The sequence below is a fragment of the Roseateles sp. UC29_93 genome (assembly GCF_042695725.1).
Classification (GTDB): Bacteria; Pseudomonadota; Gammaproteobacteria; order Burkholderiales; family Burkholderiaceae_C; genus Roseateles; species Roseateles noduli_A.
Genome location: NZ_CP170545.1, coordinates 4,214,717 through 4,229,815, shown reverse-complemented (window position 1 = coordinate 4,229,815; position 15,099 = coordinate 4,214,717). Strand labels below are relative to the sequence as shown.

Below are 15,099 nucleotides of genomic sequence, written 5' to 3'. Positions count from 1 at the left end.
GCAGACGATTCCTTGCCCCGGCAGGGATCAGGCGCTCAGCGCGATGCCGTCGGACGGCTCATCGTCCAGCGGCAGCAGGTCCGCTTCGGAGAGTTCGGCGGCGTCGACTTCCTCGTCGAAGGCGGCCTGGTCGGCGGCGCCGCGATGCGCGATCAGCGGCTTGTCCAGCGGGCGGTAGACGCGGCTGCGCAGACGGGACAGACGCTCGGAGGCGGCCACTTCGTGGGCGACGCGCTCGGGATCCAGCAGCATCGCGAACGGGTTGGCGGCGAAGTCTTGGGTCGTGGTCTGCATGTCGGTCTCCAGGGGGATTCAGTTGATTCCGAGGGCCAGCTTGCGAGGGCCTGAGGGCGGCGCCGACACCGTGTCGGCATGGAATGAACTGTAGGGACCGACCCGCGCCGCCAACAGTGGGCGGCGGGCCAAACCGCGTGTCAGACGGATTCCTAGGGGGTTGCCAGCAGCCGCCTCACGGCGACGTGCGCGGGCGTGACGGATGCCGCGCCCGGGCCAGCTTGTCGAGCCTGTCGGCCATCTCGTCCTGGCCGGCGCGGCGGGCGAAGTCGGCGGCCGTCATCTTGTGGTCGTTGCTCAGCGTGACGTCGGCGCCGGCGGCGATCAGCACCTCGGCGCCGCTGAGGCCGCCGTAGCCGGCCGCCATCATCAGCGGGGTCGTCCCGTTGTCCGACCGGGCGTCGATGTCGGCGCCCTGCTCCACCAGCCAGCGCACGAGATGCTCGTTCGGTCCGGCGGCCGCGTAATGCAGCGCCGACCAGCCGGGCTCGTTGACCAGCGCGCCGCGTTTCACGAGTTCCTTGGCCCACGCCAGCTGGCCCTTGAGCGCCGCCAGCATCAGCGGCGTCTCGCCAGCCTGGTTGATCGCGCTGACGTCGGTGCCGGGGCTCTTCAGCAGGGCTTCGAAGGCCTTGCCGGACTCCTCGCGGATCGCCACGTGCAGGGCCGTGTTGCCCTGCTTGTCGCGGACGTTGGGATCGACTCCTTCCAGCAGCAGCTTCATCACCGTGCTGGCGTGGTCGTTGCGGGCGGCGACATGCAATTCGGGCGACGTCGAGCTGTCCGACGACGACGACGCCTGCGACGGCGATCCGAAGCGCCCCTGCGCCAGGACCGTCGCCCCCGGCGCCGCGGCCAGCATCAGGCCTACCAGGGCAGCGCCCACGGCGGACGACACGCCCATGCTCGACGTCTTCCGGAGCGAACCGGCCGCCATCTCAGGCGGCCTCCGGCAGCTGGAACAGCCGCCGCGTGTTCGCCGTGCACTGCGCCGCCAAGGTCTCCACCGGCACGCCGCGGACCTCGGCGATCAGCTTGGCCACGTGCGGCACATAGGCCGGCTGGTTCAGCTTGCCGCGGTACGGCACGGGCGCCAGATAGGGGCTGTCGGTCTCGATCAGGATCCGGTCGGCGGGGACGATCTTCGCGACCTCCCGCAGGTCCGCCGCGTTCTTGAAGGTCACGATCCCGGAGAACGAGATGTGGAAGCCCAGGTCCAGCGCCGCCTTCGCCACGTCCATGGTCTCGGTGAAGCAGTGCACGACGCCGCCGGGCTGGCCGGCGTCCTCCTCGCGCATCAGTCGCAGCGTGTCCTCGGCGGCCGAGCGGGTGTGGATCACCAACGGCTTGCCGGTGCGCTTCGCGGCGCGGATATGGTGGCGGAAGCGCTCGCGCTGCCACTCCATCTCCTCGACGGTCCGGCCGTTGAGGCGGTAGTAGTCCAGTCCGGTTTCGCCGATGGCGACGACCTTCGGATGCGCGGCGCCGTCGACCAGTTCGTCGACGCTGGGCTCATGGACCTCGTCGCTGTCCGGATGGACGCCGACGGTCGCGAACAGCTGCCGGTGCGCGTCCGCGATGGCACGGACCTCGGGGAACTCCTCCATCGTCGTGCAGATGCAGACGGCCTGCGTCACCTGGGCCGCGTCCATCGCGGCGAGCAGGTCGGGGAGTTGGGACTTGAGCTCGGGAAAGCTCAGGTGGCAATGGGAATCGATGTACATGGGAACAACTCCGCCGGGCTCGTGGCCGGGCGCTGAAGCGGCGCCGACGCCGCGGCGGGACGGCCACGGTGCCGCCGGTCTGCGGGGATCAGATCGTCTGCGTCGGCTTGGCCGAGGAGATCGCCGTGCCCAGCAGTTCCTCGATCTTGAGCTTGATCACGCGGGTCTTCTCGTCGCCGGGGAAGCGCACGCCGACGCCCTGCGTGCGGCCGCCCGACGCGTTGGCCGGCGTCAGCCAGGCGACCTTGCCCGCGACCGGATAGCGGTTGGGATCCTCGGGCAGTGTCATCAGCAGGTAGATGTCCTCGCCCAGCTTGTAGTCGCGCGTGGTCGGCACGAAGACGCCGCCTTCCGAGAAGATCGGGATGTAGGCCGCGTAGAGGGCGCCCTTCTCCTTGAACACCAGCTGGATCACGCTGGGTCGGGCACCGCCGGCGGGAGCCGGGACGGGGGCGGACGCGGGCGGCGTGGTGCTCATGGGTTTCAGGCTGAGTTCGCTCATGGCGCCAAGTCTACTCGCGGCGCCCCGGGGTCAGACTTGGTTACCGCGCTGATCAGCGTGCCGGCCGCATCGCCTGTTGCCCCTGGGCCACCAGCGACTCCATCAGCAGCCCGGCGTTGAGCGGGTGGTCCGCGTGCCGCGCCGCCTGCTGCAGCGTCCGGGCCCACTGGTCCAGCGCGCCGCGCACCGCCGGCAGCTTGGGCAGCGCACCGCGCGGGAAGTAGGCCGGCCCGGCGCCGTGGGCGATGCGCATCAGGTCGTGCACCAGGCGCTGCATCGCGGCGATCGCCCGCGGCACCGGCCAGTCGGTCAGCGCCACGGCCTCGCCCTTGGCGATGCGGCGCGGCAGCTCCAGCCAGGTCCTGGCGGCGATGCCCTCCTCGCTCCACTGCAGCGCCTCCTGCGGACGGCCACCGGTGGCGTCCAGCAGCACGCCGGGCTGGTCGACGCCCTGCCCGCTCAGCCAGGCCAGCGCGGCCTCGCGGCCGGGCAGCGCCATCTGCAGCGGCTGGCAGCGGCTGCGGATCGTCGGCAGCAACTGCTGCGGCGCGGCGCTCGCCAGGACGAAGCGCAGCAGCCCCGCCGGCTCCTCCAGCGTCTTCAGCAGCGCATTGGCGGCGATGGTGTTCAGCGCCTCCGCGGGATAGACGACGACCACCTTGGCCTTGCCCCGTGCCGCGCTGACCTGCGCGAAGGACAGCATCTGGCGGACGGCCTCGATCTTGATCTCGCGGCTGGGCTTGGTCTTGCTGGCCTTGGCCGAGGAGGCGCCGTCCCCCTCGGCGTCCATCGCGCCGAAGCCCAGGGGCTCGCGCAAGGCCTCGGGCAGCAGCACCTGGAAGTCGGGATGCGAGCGCGAGCGCAGCAGGTGGCAGCTCGGGCAGCGGCCGCAGCCGGGCTGGTCGGTGGAGGTGCGTGCCTCGCAGAGCCAGGCCTGCGCCAGCAGCAGCGCCAGGTCGAACTGGCCGACACCGGCCGGCCCCTGCAGCAGCAGCGCATGGCTGCGGCCTTGTGTGAGCGCCTGATGCAGCGGCTCGGCCAGCCAGGGCAGCGGCAACTGGCCGCCTTCGGCCAAGGCCGCGGCGCCGTCGGCCGTGACGGAGGAATCGGTCACCATCCCCGGCGCTCCAGTTCCGCGCGGATCTGGTCCGCGACGCCTGCAATGGTGTCGCCCGCATCGATGCGCACGATGCGGCCCCGTGCCGCCTCGGCGCGACGCTGATAACCGGCCCGCACGCGGGCGAAGAAGTCGAGATCCAGCTGCTCCAGCCGGTCCGCGTCGCGGGCCTGCGCCCGACGCTGCGCCGCCACGGCGGGGTCCACGTCGAACCAGAAGGTCAGGTCCGGCTGGCGCCCCTGCTGCACCCACTGTTCCAGCGTCGCCAGCACCTGGACGTCCATGCCGCGGCCGCCGCCCTGGTAGGCGAAGCTCGCGTCGGTGAAGCGGTCGCACAGCACCGTCTGGCCCAGCGCCAGCGCCGGCGCGATGACGCGCTGCACATGGTCGCGCCGCGCGGCGAAGACCAGCAAGGCCTCGGTCAGCCCGTCCATGTCCTGGTGCAGGAACAGGCCCCGCAACGACTCGGCCAGCGGCGTGCCGCCGGGCTCGCGGGTCTGGACCAGTTCGGCGCCGCGTTGGCGCAGGTGCTGCGCGACGGACTCGATGTGGGTGGACTTGCCCGCCCCGTCGATGCCTTCGAAGGTGATGAAACGACCGCTCACGCGTGGTGCTCTCTCGGAACCCGGATGGGAAAAAAGCGGAAAAAGCGAAGCGCGGTCGCTTCAGCGGCCGCGCTGGTACTTGTTGACCGCGCGATTATGCGCGGCCAGGTCCTCGCTGAACTGGCTGGTGCCGTCCCCGCGCGATACGAAGTACAGCGCCTTGGACGGCGTCGGATGCAGCGTGGCCTGCAGCGCGGCCAGGCCCGGCATCGCGATCGGCGTCGGCGGCAGGCCGCCGCGGGTGTAGGTGTTGAACGGCGTGTCGGTCTGCAGGTGGCTCTTGCGCAGGTTGCCGTCGAAGTCCGCCCCCAGGCCGTAGATCACCGTCGGATCGGTCTGCAGCGGCATGCCGGCCTTGAGCCGGTTGACGAACACCGCCGCGACCAGGCCGCGATCCGCGGCGGCGCCGGTTTCCTTCTCGACGATGGAGGCCAGGATCAGCGCCTCGTCCGCGCTCTTGAGCGGCAGGCCGTCGCCGCGGCCGGCCCAGGCGCTCTCCAGCCGTTTCTGCATCAGCGCATGGGCGCGCTTGAGCACCGTCAGGTCGCTGACGCCCAGGCTGTAGGCGTAGGTGTCCGGGAAGAAGCGCCCCTCGGGCGCCTGCCCGGGCGCGCCGATCGCCGCCATGATCTGCTCGTCCGTCATCGTCGCGGTGGTCTGCTTCAAGGCCGGCGCGGCCGCGATCGCGGCGCGCAGCTGGCGGAAGTTCCAGCCTTCGATCAGGCGCAGCTGTTCCAGCACCTGGTCACCGCGCACCATCTTGTCGAGCAGCTCGCGCGGCGTGATGCCGGCATGGATCTCGTAGCTGCCGGCGCGGATCTTCCTCGCCTGGCCCGAATACCGGAACCACGCGTACAGGAAGCGCGGATCGGTCTGCACGCCGGCCGCGACCCAGGCCTGCGCGACCTGCTGCGGCGGCGTGCCCGGTTCGATGGAGAGTTCGATGCCCGGCTTCTCCAGCGCCAGCGGCGCCTGCAGCCACCACCAGAGCGCGCCCGCGCCGCCGCCGACCAGCACCACGCCCGCCACCAGGACGGACAGCAGCCAGCGCCCGATCCGGCCCGACTGCTTCTTCGTTTTTCTCGCGGTGCCGCGAGATCTGTTTTTCGCGCGTGACAAGACCCGACGCCCTTCGTGAAATGCGGGGGCTGATGATAATCGGCCCATGATCGAAGACCTCCACCACGCTCCGCCGCCCGTGCCGTCCTCGGCGCTGGGCGCCGTCCGGCTTGCCGACTGGGGCGTGATCCGCGCCCAGGGCGAGGAAGCCGCCAAGTTCCTGCACACGCAGCTGACGCAAGACCTGGCCCTTCAGACCGGCGCGCAGGCGCGGCTGGCGGGCTTCTGCTCGGCCAAGGGCCGCCTGCTGGCGACGATGCTGGCGGTCAAGCCCGACGACCAGACCGTGCTGCTGGCGCTGCCCGCCGAGGTGCTGCCGGCGACGGTGAAGCGGCTGTCGATGTTCGTGCTGCGCGCCAAGTGCAAGCTGAGCGACGACAGCGCGGCCTGGGCCGTGTGGGGCTTGTCCGGCGCGCAGGCGCGCGACTGGCTGGCGGGGGCCGCAGCGGGCGCCGCCCCGGCGACGGTCTGGTCCGTGGGCCGCGTCGCCCTGGCCGACGGCCGCGAGGCGCTGGCCACGCGCCTGCCCGACGACGGCCTGACGCCGCGCTTCCTGCTGTTGCAGCCCGCCGACGCGCCGGCGCCGGCGCTGCCTGTCATCGATCCCGAGGAATGGCAAGGCCTGGACGTGACCGCCGGGCTGGCCTGGATCCGCCAGGGGACGGTGGAACAGTTCGTGCCCCAGATGCTCAACCTGGAACTGCTGGGCGGCGTGAACTTCCAGAAGGGCTGCTATCCGGGCCAGGAAGTCGTGGCGCGCAGCCAGTACCGCGGCACGATCAAGCGACGGACCCACCTGTTCGCGCTGGAAGGCAGCGATGCCGACGCCACGCCCGGCCAGGAGATCTTCCACAGCGCCGATCCGGAGCAGCCCGCCGGCATGGTCGCCGGCTTCGGCCGCCAGGAAGGCCGCCCGCTGCTGCTGGCGGAAGTGAAGCTCGCCGCGCTCGAGTCCGGCAGCTTGCATCTGGGCAGCGCGCAAGGCGCTGTCCTTACCCCGCGTCCCCTGCCTTACGTTATCGGAGAACCTGAATGAATGCATCGCCGCCGACGCGCGCCGCCGCGCCTCCCCGCCCTCCTGTTCCGCGCTCGACCGCGCCGGTCGAGCTCTACGTCTACTACCGCGTCCATGCGGACCAGCTGACGGCCGCGCTGGCCGCCTTCGAACAGGCGCGTGAGGCGCAGCCGGTGCGGCTGCTCCAGCGCCATGACAACGATCCGGTCTTCCAGACCTGGATGGAGATCTACGGCCCCGAGCTGCCCGACGCGGCGGACGCGGAACGCCGGATCGCCGCCGCCCTGGGCGCGTTCGCGCAGGGCCCCCGTCACCGCGAGGCCTTCGCCGCCGTCGCCGGTCCGGGAGCGGCGCACTGATGGAACACAACGTCTCCCTGATCTCGACGCTGGCGGCGGGCTTCGGCCTGGCGCTGATCCTGGGTTTCATCGCGGAGCGGCTGAAGCTGCCGGCGCTCGTGGGCTACCTGCTGGCGGGCATCGCGATCGGCCCGGCCACGCCGGGCTTTGTCGCCGATGTCGGCATCGCCGCGCAGCTGTCCGAGATCGGCGTGATGCTGCTGATGTTCGGCGTCGGGCTGCACTTCTCGCTGAAGGACCTGATGGCGGTCAAGCGCATCGCGCTGCCGGGCGCGGTCGTGCAGATGGCCGCCGCCACGGCGCTGGGCATGGGCCTGGCGATGTGGTGGGGCTGGCCGGCGGGTCAGGCGCTGGTCTTCGGCCTGACGCTGTCCTGCGCCAGCACGGTGGTGCTGCTAAAGGCGCTGGAGTCGCGCGGCTCGCTCGAATCCATGAACGGCCGCATCGCGGTCGGCTGGCTGGTGGTCGAGGACCTGGCCACGGTGCTGATCCTGGTGCTGCTGCCGCCGCTGTCCACGGTGCTGGGCGGCAACGCCGCGCCCGGCGCCTCCGCCGACGCGCCGCTGTGGCGCACGATCGCCGAGACGCTCGCGCAAATGGCCGCGTTCGTCGTGCTGATGCTGGTCGTCGGGCGGCGCGTGCTGCCGTGGATGCTGTGGCAGGTGGCGCGGACCGGCTCGCGCGAGCTGTTCACGCTGATGGTCATCGCCGTGGCGATCGGCATCGCCTACGGCGCGTCGGAGTTGTTCCACGTGTCCTTCGCGCTGGGCGCGTTCTTCGCCGGCACGGTGATGCGCGAGTCCGAATACAGCCACCGCGCCGCGCAGGAATCGCTGCCGCTGCGGGACTCGTTCTCGGTGCTGTTCTTCGTGTCGGTGGGGATGCTGTTCGACCCGATGACCCTGGTCGACCAGCCGCTGCACCTGCTGGGCGTCGTCGCGATCGTGATGCTGGGCAAGGCGATCGCGGCGGCGGCGCTGGTCATCGTGTTCCGCTATCCGCTGAACACGGCGATGACGGTGTCGGCCAGCCTGGCGCAGATCGGCGAGTTCAGCTTCATCCTCGCCGGCCTGGGCGTGCAGCTGGGGCTGTTGCCAAAGGCCGGGATGAACCTGGTGCTGGCGGCGGCGCTGATCTCGATCGCGCTGAACCCGGTGATGTTCGCGATGATCCAGCCGCTGCAGCGCTGGGTGCTGGCGCGCTCGTCCTTCGCGCGCGAGCTCGAGGCGCGGGACGACCCCTACGCCGAGCTGCCGCAGACGACCGAGCGTCAATACCTGGAGGGTCAGGTCGTGCTGGTCGGCTACGGTCGCGTGGGGCGGCGCATCGCCGACGCGCTGACGGAGCGCGGCATCCCCTTCGTCGTCGCGGACCAGGGCCGCGAGACCGTCGAGGCGCTGCGCAAGCGCGGCATGGCGGCGGTCAGCGGCGACGCGAGCGAACCGATGGTGCTGGTCCAGGCCCACATCGCCAACGCGGCGATGCTGGTGGTGGCGGTGCCCGATTCGATGAAGGCGCGGCAGATGGCCGACACGGCGCGACAGCTGAACCCGGGCATCGAGATCGTGCTGCGCACCCACGGCGAGGAGGAATCCGAACTGCTGCGCCGCGAGCAGCTCGGCACCGTGTTCTACGGCGAGGAGGAACTCGCCAAGGGCATGAGCCGGCACGTGCTGCAGCGCTTCAACGCGGACATCCCGGAGGGCTTGTCGCCCGTGGCGGCGCCGGCGCATTGAGCGCCCGGGCGCCCGGCCGCCCAGCAATCGCCGCTTTACATCGCCCGCTTAGCGTCGCCGCCCATGATCGAACCGACCCGTCCTCGCCCGCGCGCCCTCGCCCGCTCCCTGACCCTCGCGGGTGTTGCCCTGCTCGGCGCGGCGCTGCTGCTCGCCGGTTGCGGCGGCGGGCCGCCGAAGGCGCGCATCGAGGAACAGCAGCAGCAACGCGAGTTCGCTTCCCGCGGCTACGCGCCGCAGGGCGAGCCGGTGACGATGCAACCGATCCTGTGGCGGATCCGCGGCGACGACGTGCGCGTGAGCCTGACGATGCCGGCCAGCATGGGCGCGACGGCGGGGACCACGCCCCGCCCGGTCGTCGTGTACCTGCCCGGCCTGGGCGAGTCCGACACCGCCGGCATCCGCTGGCGCCGCGCCTGGGCGGCGGCCGGTTATGCGGTGCTCTCGCTGCAGGCGCTGGACGACGACGCGACGGCCTGGTCATCGGAGCTGGCGCGCTCGGCGGAGTTCACCGAACTGGGTCGGCGTCACTACGCCGATGCGCAGATGCGCAAGCGGCTGGCGCGGCTGGACGAGCTGCTTGCCGAGGCGCAGCGGCTGGGCCGGCAGGGCCAAGGCCAGGGCGATCCGCCGTGGCGCTCGCTGGACTGGTCGAAAACGGTCGTTGCAGGGTATGAACTCGGCGCGCAGACCGCGATGGCGGTGGCGGGCGAGCGGCAATCCGACGGCTCGGTGCTGGCGCTGAAGACGGTGCAGCCGGTGGCCGCGATCGTGATCAGCCCGCAGGTGTTCGCTTCACCGGACGCGGCGCGGTATCGCGACATCTCGATCCCGGTGCTCGGCCTGACGGGGCCGGACGACAGCGATGTGCTCGGCCTGGTGCGGGACGTGCAGTGGCGCCAGGCGCCGTTCGCCGCGATGCCGGCGGGACGAGGCTGGCTCCTCAGCGCGAACGAGGTCCGCCATGCGGCGCTCGGCGGCAACGAGCCTCGGCCCGAGGACACCGAGCGCGAGCAGAAACGCATCCGCGCCGCCGAGGAGCAGGCGCAGTCGCAGCCCCAGGGCCGCCGAGGCGGTGGCGGCCGCGGCGGACGCGGCCAGGAAGGACCGACGCGCATGGCGCCGGTCCCGGCTGTGCCCGACTACCGGCAGTTGCACGAGCAGCAGCTCGGCATGACGGCGGCCCAGCAGGTCAGCGTGGCTTTCCTGGACCAGCAACTCAAACAGTCGGAAGCGGCTCGCGCGTGGCTGGCCGGACCTGTCGACACCTGGCTGGGCGCCCTCGGCAGCCTCAGACGTTCACAGGACGGTGCTCGAGGGCATCGGCATTGAAAGCGGAACGTCAGGTGCCAGGAAAAAGCTGTCCTGGCTGACATTGCCGTCCTGGTCCCTCTGGCGGACCTCCGCGGGCCCGACGACGACTTTGCCCTCGACAAGCATTTTCCAACGACCGACGCCGTCGACGCGGTAATCGAGAACGCCGCCCTCTTCGAGGTTGGCAGGGATCAGGATGTCGTCGTCCCCACTGAGCTTGAACTGTGGCGCCTCCGGCGGCGCGGTCTTGTGAGCGACAAGAAGCTGCTGGTTGGCGGACAGATCGGAGGCCTGGCTCGGATTTCCCGCGCGGTCGACCTGGCGCACTTCGACCGGCCCCAGGATGCTTTCGCCAAAACGGGCGGTCGTCCATTCGCCGCCCCCTTTCCCTCGGTACTGGAAGTGGCTGTCGTGTTCGCGATTGGTGGCCAGCATCGTTTCGTGGCCCCATTCGGTGGGCCGGCTGAGAAACTCCGGCGCAGGCGGAGGCGTGGTGTCCAGCCAGACGGACACCAAGCGAGCTTCCTGGCTGATGTTGTCCGCGCTGTCATACAGTTTGACCCGGATGGTCTGTCCCCCTTCCCGGAACGCCCCTTCCGGAATGAGCTCGCCGCTGCCTTCGACGCCATCGTCTCCCGAGATATCCCTGTGGGTATGGGGATCGGACTGCCAGACACGAAAACGGGCGCCCGGCTCGATACCGCAGATTCGAACGAGCGGCTGATTGGTCAACACATAGTTCTCCCGCCACCCCTCCGGCGTTGCGTCGAACACCAGCCCGCGATCGTGGACGACGGTCAGATAATTCGGCTCGTCGTTGCCTCTGTCCACTTTGAACGCCAAGCTCGCCTCCGACCGGGGACGGCCATCCGGATCCAGGGTTCGCACGTCCACCTGCTTCGCACCATCCCCCGGGAAATCCGCGTCGCTGATGAGGTCCCTCTCCCCGAGAGGACGCCATTCCCCGGCATCGATCCGGTATTGCGCCTGCTGCCCATGTTCTGAATCGACCCCTTCGACCCACACGGTGGCATTGCGGGTGATGAGATCGGACCTCTGCTCCTCGGTGACGCCGGTGTCGTTCAACAGGCGGAGTCGAAGGGGGGCAAGGCTCTCGGCATGGGTCTCCTCCCGATCCGGGAGCGACGCCGGATCAGACCTCGCTGCACCGATCGTCAGGATCTGATTGACCCCAAGCCGAGCGGACTCCAGGCTCGAATTCCCCGCGAGGTCGACTTGCCGGACCTCCATCGGTCCTGTCAGCACGCCCTCCCGCACGCGCTGCCAGTCCGAATGCTCGTCCCGACGATGCTCCAGATGCGCATGTCGCTCGAGATTGTCGAGCTGGAACTGTTCGACGCCCAGGGCCTCGCCAATGGACGACCACTGCGGGGCCGGTGGCGGCGTCGTGTCCAACCAAAGGCCTTGCAACTTGAGGGACGCGCCGTTGTAGGCTCCCGAGTTGCCTGCCCGATCGGTGACGCCCACGACGAAAAGTTGCGGGCCTTCCTTGAAAAAGCGCTCCGTGAGCATGCTGTCCTGGCCCTCGGCTGATTCCCCGGCAACCTGATGCGTGCCCTTCGCTGTGTACTGATGGGCTGCCCACATGGCCCCGTCCTCCAATCCGAGCAGCTTTACCTGCGCGTCTTTCGTGAGCCAAAAGCTGCCATCGGGTTCCGGATCACCGGCCTCGTTCACCCTTCCCATTGGATGCATGACTTGATGGGTAAGCGGCACTGGCCCCGTCGTGTCCAGCTCGAAGTGGAGGCTATCCGCTGACAAGGGACCTCCGTGCGAATCGAAAGACCGGACGTCGACCCGCTTCACGCCATCGCCCTGAAACTGCGCTTCGTGAATGACGTGGTCATCCCCAAGCAGCATCCAGGGCCCCTCATCAATGCGGTACTCGACCTTGTCGTGGTCCTCGGTCACGCCGTCAACCCTCACTGTGGCATCGGAGGTGACGAAGTCCTTCCTTTGCGAATCGGTCAAGCCCGTGTCGTTCTGCAGGCTCAGTCGGAGAAGGCCCGCGACCTCGATCGGCGTCGGGCTGTCGTCGCGCTCATCGAATTCGTCGCTCTCGTGGCTCTCCTCCCCCTCGTCTCTGCCCGCCTCATCCACATCCACCTGCTCGTGCTCGTGCTCGTGCTCGCGCTCGGCTGCTGGCACGGGTGCGTGAACTTGCTCGGGCTTGCGATCGGACTCGGATTCGGCGTCGGACGCAGCTGCGGACTCGGATGGTGGAAGCACTGTCGGAGGCGTGAGCTCAAGCTCTGGCGCGATCGTCGGAACCGGTGACGCGTCGACGTCCGCCCTGGCATCCACCGCCGCCTCGGGCACTCGCTCGTGAACGGGCACAAGCCGAGCGTTCAACGGCATCGACTCATCGGCGATCATCGGTTTCGGAATGGTCAGCATCGTCGGCACTCGCGACGGCGGCGGCTGGAACACCGCCGTCCTCGCGCCGCCTGTCCCCGACATCGCCCCCAATGCCGCGAAGGCAGTCATGACGCCTGCCGCCGCCACGACGACCGAGTGCTGCCCCTCCTCATCGACAGCGACCGGCACGTCCTGCCTGTCCACGTCGCCCGCCTGGTCCCGTGGCGGCGTCTCGTGCTTATGCTCGTGCGCTTGTCCATCCTCCTGCTCTTGCGCCTGCTCGCCATCCTTGCGTCGCTGCTTCACTGCCTTTGCCGTCATCCGGTATCTCCACGAATCAAACCCGGCAGTATCGAAACGGTGCCGTCTGGTGGCACTCGTCGAGGATTGCCTGAATCCGCCGCCGGCCGGTTCCGTCTTGGCGCGCGGCGCCAGATTTCAGTCATCCAAGTTCTCGAACACGCCATTTCTGTCTTGACAGAAATTTCTGTCAAGCTACAGTCCAGTGCATGGAACTCACCGACACCGCCCGCCGCTTCGTCCTGCACTGGGGCGAGATGGGCAGCGCCTGGGGCGTCAACCGCACCGTGGCGCAGATCCACGCCCTGCTCTACTTCCACGGCCGGCCGCTCAACGCGGAGGAACTGGCCGAGACGCTGTCGGTCGCCCGCTCCAACGTCAGCACCAGCCTCAAGGAACTGCAGAGCTGGAACCTGATCCGCGTGACCCACGTGCTCGGGGATCGCCGCGACTATTTCGAGACGACGGCGGACGTCTGGGAACTGCTCCGCACCATCGTCCGCGAGCGCAAGCACCGCGAGTTCGATCCCACCGTGCGCATGCTGGCCGAGCTCGTCGCCGACGAAGATTTCCAGAACGAATCCCCCGACGCCCAGGACCGCGTGCGCGAGTGCTTGCGCCTGATGCAGACGCTGGGCGCCTGGTCAGAGGAAATGATGCGGCTCTCGCCGTCGACGCTGGAGAAGGTGCTCAAGCTCGGCGCGAGCGTGCAGCGCTTCGTGCGCGGGGACGGGTCCTGACCCGCCCCTTTTTTGAACACGAATTTCTGTCTCTACTGAAATATCAAACAAGACCACAAACCGGAGAACACCATGCGAGTTTTCCCCGCGGCCCCCACCACCGGCCCCGATCCGTCGATCTATCCGCTGACCCTCTACTTCGACGGCGCCTGCCCCATCTGCAGCGGCGAGATGCACAACCTGATGCTGCGCAACACCGCCGGCCTGCTGCGCTTCGTAGACATCTCCGAGCCAGGCTTCTCGGCGTTTCCGCCGGGCACGGACATGCCCTCGCTGATGGACCTGATGCACGGTCTGCGCGCCGATGGCCAACTCGCGATCGGTGCCGAGGCGATCGGGCTCGCCTACCGCGGCGCGCAGCTCGGATGGATCGCGCGGATCATGGACCTGCCCGTGCTGCGGACCGTGTGCGACCGCGCCTATCCGGTCGTCGCCCGCAACCGCTACCGGATTCCCCGGCCGATCGTGCGCATGGTCTTCGAGACCGGCCTGCGCCGCGCGGCGGAACGCCGAGCCGGACGCGCCGCGTGCCGCGACGACGCCTGCGAATACCACCCCCCACCCGCATCCGCATCATGTGCGGCGCGACGACACCGGAGACGCGTCATGAACCCGACATCCATCCGATCGGTCCTGGTCTGCGGCGCCAGCGGCTTCGTCGGTCGCCGCATCGTGCGCACGCTGCGCGAGGCGGGCTTGGCCGTCACCGAGGGGAACTCCCGCACGCAGGACTTCCAGCAAGACCTGACCCCCGACCTCTGGGTGCCGCGCGTCACCGGCTTCGATGCCGTCGTCAACGCGGTCGGCCTGCTGCGCGACACGCCGCGCCGCCAGCTCGAACCGGTCCATCACCGGGCGCCCGCGGCGCTGTTCGAGGCTTGTGCCCGTGCGGGCGTGATGCGCGTGATCCAGATCTCCGCGAACGGCGTGGCACACAGCCCCACGCGTTACGCGACGACCAAGCGCGCCGCGGACGAGGTGCTGCTGCGCCTGCGCGCCGAGGGCCGGCTCGACGGCATCGTGCTGCGCCCGAGCATCGTCTACGGCCGCGGCGGCGCGAGCGCCGCGCTGTTCATGAACCTGGCCCGACTGCCGGTGCTGGTGCTGCCGCGCGCGGCCGTCCAGGCCCAGGTCCAACCCGTCGCCGTGCCCGACGTCGCGCAGGCGGTGCTGCGGCTGCTGCAGGACGGCGGGCCGGAGATCGTGACCGCCGTCGGCCCGCGGGCGCTGAGTCTGGCGGCCTTCATCGGCGAACTCCGGCGCCAGCGCGGACAGCAGCCGGCGCGCGTGATCCCGCTGCCTGACGCTCCCAGCCGCTGGAGCGCCCGGCTGGGCGACCACGTCAGCAGCCAGCCGTGGAGCAGCGAGAGCCTGGCCCTGCTGGAGCAGGACAACATCGGCGACGCCGTCGCGTTCGAGCGCGTGCTCGGCCGGCCGGCGGTCCCCGTCGAACGATTCGTGGAGGCCGCATGGGCATCGGACTTGTGAACTTCCGGCATCGCCGCACGCGCGTCGTCGCGCGGGCGGGGCTGATCGCGCTGTGGCTCGCCACCGGCGCGGCCAGCCTGATCGAGCTCGACGGCCGCAGCCGCGACCTGATGGTCGCCGCGCAGACGCCCGAGGCCTGGATCGCGCCGGTCATCGTGGCGGGCGCGCTGGTGGACCTGCTGATCGGCGCGGCGATGTGGCGCTGGCATCGCCGCTGGGTGTACCGCCTGGCGGGCGGGATGATGCTGCTGATGACGGCGGTGGCCACGGTGATCCTGCCCACGTTGTGGCTGGACCCGCTGGGCTGCCTGACCAAGAACCTGCCAATAGCGATCCTGCTGCTGATCCTCGACGAGGACGCGCCGGCCTGACGGTACCGGACATCTCGAAGAACAAGAATCCTGGAG

At 69.9% G+C, this 15,099-nt stretch carries 15 protein-coding genes; 7 read left to right on the top strand and 8 right to left on the bottom strand.

Annotation, left to right across the window (positions count from 1 at the left end; translation table 11 throughout):
- Positions 1 to 27 precede the first annotated feature (27 nt).
- The 7 genes from ACFJIX_RS19740 to mltG form a co-directional block, all read right to left on the bottom strand.
- On the bottom strand, positions 28 to 294 hold the full coding sequence (locus tag ACFJIX_RS19740) for a hypothetical protein (protein WP_377154027.1): 267 nt from the start codon (positions 292 to 294) through the stop codon (positions 28 to 30).
- 175 nt (positions 295 to 469) lie between these two features.
- Complete coding sequence (locus ACFJIX_RS19735) at positions 470 to 1,198, bottom strand: ankyrin repeat domain-containing protein (protein ID WP_377154025.1); 729 nt, start codon at positions 1,196 to 1,198, stop codon at positions 470 to 472.
- A gap of 34 nt (positions 1,199 to 1,232) precedes the next feature.
- Positions 1,233 to 2,018: a TatD family hydrolase gene (locus tag ACFJIX_RS19730; protein ID WP_377154023.1), complete on the bottom strand. Its 786-nt coding sequence runs from the start codon at positions 2,016 to 2,018 to the stop codon at positions 1,233 to 1,235.
- Between the two features lie 88 nt (positions 2,019 to 2,106).
- A complete protein-coding gene (locus ACFJIX_RS19725; protein ID WP_088407064.1) occupies positions 2,107 to 2,496 on the bottom strand; it encodes a PilZ domain-containing protein in 390 nt (129 codons plus the stop codon).
- Between the two features lie 76 nt (positions 2,497 to 2,572).
- Positions 2,573 to 3,637, bottom strand: coding sequence for a DNA polymerase III subunit delta' (gene holB, locus ACFJIX_RS19720; protein WP_377154021.1), 1,065 nt, complete (start codon positions 3,635 to 3,637; stop codon positions 2,573 to 2,575).
- Positions 3,631 to 4,242 carry a dTMP kinase gene (gene tmk / locus ACFJIX_RS19715; RefSeq protein WP_377154019.1) on the bottom strand — a complete coding sequence of 204 codons (612 nt, stop codon included), beginning with the start codon at positions 4,240 to 4,242 and terminating at the stop codon, positions 3,631 to 3,633. Before tmk ends, holB begins: the two co-directional genes overlap by 7 nt.
- Before the next feature lie 60 nt (positions 4,243 to 4,302).
- On the bottom strand, positions 4,303 to 5,298 hold the full coding sequence (gene mltG, locus ACFJIX_RS19710) for an endolytic transglycosylase MltG (RefSeq protein WP_377161862.1): 996 nt from the start codon (positions 5,296 to 5,298) through the stop codon (positions 4,303 to 4,305).
- A gap of 109 nt (positions 5,299 to 5,407) precedes the next feature.
- Here mltG and ACFJIX_RS19705 point away from each other — a divergent pair, with 109 nt between their 5' ends.
- The 4 genes from ACFJIX_RS19705 to ACFJIX_RS19690 all read left to right on the top strand — a co-directional run bounded on the left by ACFJIX_RS19705 (position 5,408) and on the right by ACFJIX_RS19690 (position 9,803).
- Positions 5,408 to 6,397 (top strand): YgfZ/GcvT domain-containing protein, encoded by a 990-nt coding sequence (locus ACFJIX_RS19705; protein ID WP_377154017.1) that lies wholly within the window; start codon positions 5,408 to 5,410, stop codon positions 6,395 to 6,397.
- Positions 6,394 to 6,735: a DUF4936 family protein gene (locus tag ACFJIX_RS19700; RefSeq protein WP_377154015.1), complete on the top strand. Its 342-nt coding sequence runs from the start codon at positions 6,394 to 6,396 to the stop codon at positions 6,733 to 6,735. The genes ACFJIX_RS19705 and ACFJIX_RS19700 overlap by 4 nt, the downstream gene beginning before the upstream one ends.
- The gene (ybaL, locus tag ACFJIX_RS19695) at positions 6,735 to 8,471 is read left to right on the top strand and encodes a YbaL family putative K(+) efflux transporter (protein ID WP_377154013.1); all 1,737 of its coding nucleotides are present in this window, start codon (positions 6,735 to 6,737) and stop codon (positions 8,469 to 8,471) included. Before ACFJIX_RS19700 ends, ybaL begins: the two co-directional genes overlap by 1 nt.
- Before the next feature lie 63 nt (positions 8,472 to 8,534).
- Positions 8,535 to 9,803, top strand: coding sequence for an alpha/beta hydrolase family protein (locus ACFJIX_RS19690; RefSeq protein WP_377154011.1), 1,269 nt, complete (start codon positions 8,535 to 8,537; stop codon positions 9,801 to 9,803).
- Here ACFJIX_RS19690 and ACFJIX_RS19685 read toward each other — a convergent pair.
- On the bottom strand, positions 9,771 to 12,485 hold the full coding sequence (locus tag ACFJIX_RS19685) for a hypothetical protein (protein WP_377154009.1): 2,715 nt from the start codon (positions 12,483 to 12,485) through the stop codon (positions 9,771 to 9,773). The genes ACFJIX_RS19690 and ACFJIX_RS19685 overlap by 33 nt on opposite strands.
- 188 nt (positions 12,486 to 12,673) lie before the next feature.
- On the opposite strand from ACFJIX_RS19685, the gene ACFJIX_RS19680 reads away from it, so the two are divergent.
- The 3 genes from ACFJIX_RS19680 (at position 12,674) to ACFJIX_RS19670 (ending at position 15,063) form a co-directional block, all read left to right on the top strand.
- A complete protein-coding gene (locus ACFJIX_RS19680; protein ID WP_377154007.1) occupies positions 12,674 to 13,204 on the top strand; it encodes a GbsR/MarR family transcriptional regulator in 531 nt (176 codons plus the stop codon).
- Positions 13,205 to 13,276: 72 nt separating this feature from the next.
- Positions 13,277 to 14,692 carry a DCC1-like thiol-disulfide oxidoreductase family protein gene (locus ACFJIX_RS19675; protein ID WP_377154004.1) on the top strand — a complete coding sequence of 472 codons (1,416 nt, stop codon included), beginning with the start codon at positions 13,277 to 13,279 and terminating at the stop codon, positions 14,690 to 14,692.
- Complete coding sequence (locus ACFJIX_RS19670; protein ID WP_377154002.1) at positions 14,674 to 15,063, top strand: DoxX-like family protein; 390 nt, start codon at positions 14,674 to 14,676, stop codon at positions 15,061 to 15,063. Before ACFJIX_RS19675 ends, ACFJIX_RS19670 begins: the two co-directional genes overlap by 19 nt.
- Positions 15,064 to 15,099: the final 36 nt, after the last annotated feature.

Excerpts from the sequence above, each read along its gene's own strand:
- ACFJIX_RS19740 (WP_377154027.1), bottom strand. The coding sequence starts at position 294 with ATGCAGACCACGACCCAAGACTTCGCCGCCAACCCGTTCGCGATGCTG.
- ACFJIX_RS19735 (WP_377154025.1), bottom strand. The coding sequence starts at position 1,198 with ATGGGCGTGTCGTCCGCCGTGGGCGCTGCCCTGGTAGGCCTGATGCTG.
- ACFJIX_RS19730 (WP_377154023.1), bottom strand. The coding sequence starts at position 2,018 with ATGTACATCGATTCCCATTGCCACCTGAGCTTTCCCGAGCTCAAGTCC.
- ACFJIX_RS19725 (WP_088407064.1), bottom strand. The coding sequence starts at position 2,496 with ATGAGCACCACGCCGCCCGCGTCCGCCCCCGTCCCGGCTCCCGCCGGC.
- holB (WP_377154021.1), bottom strand. The coding sequence starts at position 3,637 with ATGGTGACCGATTCCTCCGTCACGGCCGACGGCGCCGCGGCCTTGGCC.
- ACFJIX_RS19705 (WP_377154017.1), top strand. The coding sequence starts at position 5,408 with ATGATCGAAGACCTCCACCACGCTCCGCCGCCCGTGCCGTCCTCGGCG.
- ACFJIX_RS19700 (WP_377154015.1), top strand. The coding sequence starts at position 6,394 with ATGAATGCATCGCCGCCGACGCGCGCCGCCGCGCCTCCCCGCCCTCCT.
- ybaL (WP_377154013.1), top strand. The coding sequence starts at position 6,735 with ATGGAACACAACGTCTCCCTGATCTCGACGCTGGCGGCGGGCTTCGGC.
- ACFJIX_RS19690 (WP_377154011.1), top strand. The coding sequence starts at position 8,535 with ATGATCGAACCGACCCGTCCTCGCCCGCGCGCCCTCGCCCGCTCCCTG.
- ACFJIX_RS19685 (WP_377154009.1), bottom strand. The coding sequence starts at position 12,485 with ATGACGGCAAAGGCAGTGAAGCAGCGACGCAAGGATGGCGAGCAGGCG.
- ACFJIX_RS19680 (WP_377154007.1), top strand. The coding sequence starts at position 12,674 with ATGGAACTCACCGACACCGCCCGCCGCTTCGTCCTGCACTGGGGCGAG.
- ACFJIX_RS19675 (WP_377154004.1), top strand. The coding sequence starts at position 13,277 with ATGCGAGTTTTCCCCGCGGCCCCCACCACCGGCCCCGATCCGTCGATC.
- ACFJIX_RS19670 (WP_377154002.1), top strand. The coding sequence starts at position 14,674 with ATGGGCATCGGACTTGTGAACTTCCGGCATCGCCGCACGCGCGTCGTC.